This window comes from Helicobacter pylori SA213A, assembly GCF_000476275.1.
In the GTDB taxonomy this organism is placed as follows: domain Bacteria; phylum Campylobacterota; class Campylobacteria; order Campylobacterales; family Helicobacteraceae; genus Helicobacter; species Helicobacter pylori_CL.
Genome location: NZ_CBOM010000056.1, coordinates 1 through 1,166 on the forward strand (window position 1 = coordinate 1; position 1,166 = coordinate 1,166).

Consider the following 1,166-nt stretch of genomic DNA (forward strand, 5'->3'; position numbering starts at 1 on the left):
GCTCACACTAAAGAAATTCCAAACATCTATATGCCTATCAGCAAAGATGCGAACGATGATTTGAAAATCGCTAAAGCATTAGGATTGAAGCAAATTAGCAATAGGATTTTACAAGATTTTTTATTTGATGCCAAAGAAAAAATGCAAAACCCTACTACCACACCATCACAAAAAAGCATCTTGGCTAACCAACTACAAAAACTACAAGATCTAATGCCAAAACCTAAACTACTACAAGGAGTGTTTCATGGTTACCAACAAGATCATGGATTTGGATCTAAATATGTAGCTAATTCTGTCTATTACACCAACAATCAATCTCAAAACAAAGGACATGAAAGATGAAAACAAAACATAAAGGAATAAGAATGTTTAAGCAAATTCGTAGAATGATGAGTTTGGCAATATTAATGCCTAGTTTTTTATTGGCGGCGCCAGATTACAAACAAAAATTCACTCAAATATTGGATTTCATAAGCAATGACTTTATCAAAGCTGTCGGTGGTCTAATCATTGTTGGGACTTGCATTTACGCCTATAAAAATTGGGACAGGCTTGGAGAAATTGGTTGGAAATGCGTTGGGATTATCATTATAACCGCTGCTATTTCTAATGCTAAAACTTTAAGTCAATGGTTATTTTAGATGGCATTGCATATTGTTTGTGTTGAAAGTATCAATATTAGAGAAATCAGCAAAAGAGAAACTTTTTTGGGATTAAACTTGGATAGTTGGATTGTTAGTTTCTTAATGTCGGCATGGTTACTCTCATTCCAACCACTTTATGCTATGGGTTTAATGGCTAGTTGTGTGTTTGTATTCTACATTTTAGAATTTTTTGATGAAGATATAACAGCCATTTTGCATGCACTTTTCACATTAAGAATAGGAGCTAGAAATTATTATGCTTGAGAAAGTTTTTAATTATTTATGCTCGCTAGTTCCTAAGCGTTATAGCATGAAAGAAGAAACTAACATTGTTGGCATTTACAATGAGCATTATCTTTTAAGTGAAAAATCAAACCTTGTAGGCGCTCTTAAATTAGAGGGAATTTCTTATTTGTCTTTAGATGACAAAGAAATAGCGCAAAAATTTAATGAACGCATTTTAGCTCTTAATGAGATTGTAGATGGAGTGCATTTTAAAATCGTAGCTAAAAGGCGTAA

General features: G+C 32.8%; 2 protein-coding genes and 2 pseudogenes. All 4 read left to right on the forward strand.

Translation table 11 applies throughout. The features are described from left to right. Positions 1-345 (forward strand): annotated as a pseudogene (locus tag QT74_RS07845) (toprim domain-containing protein); the annotation flags it as partial. Further along, positions 342-644 (forward strand): hypothetical protein, encoded by a 303-nt coding sequence (locus QT74_RS07850; protein WP_033765921.1) that lies wholly within the window; start codon positions 342-344, stop codon positions 642-644. The pseudogene QT74_RS07845 and the gene QT74_RS07850, both read left to right, overlap by 4 nt. Next, positions 645-911 (forward strand): hypothetical protein, encoded by a 267-nt coding sequence (locus QT74_RS07855; protein ID WP_033765922.1) that lies wholly within the window; start codon positions 645-647, stop codon positions 909-911. A gap of 46 nt (positions 912-957) precedes the next feature. Continuing rightward, a pseudogene (locus tag QT74_RS07860) lies at positions 958-1,166 on the forward strand (DNA transfer protein); the annotation flags it as partial.

Coding starts and splice junctions, on each gene's coding strand:
- QT74_RS07850 (WP_033765921.1), top strand. CDS start 342: ATGAAAACAAAACATAAAGGAATAAGAATGTTTAAGCAAATTCGTAGA.
- QT74_RS07855 (WP_033765922.1), top strand. CDS start 645: ATGGCATTGCATATTGTTTGTGTTGAAAGTATCAATATTAGAGAAATC.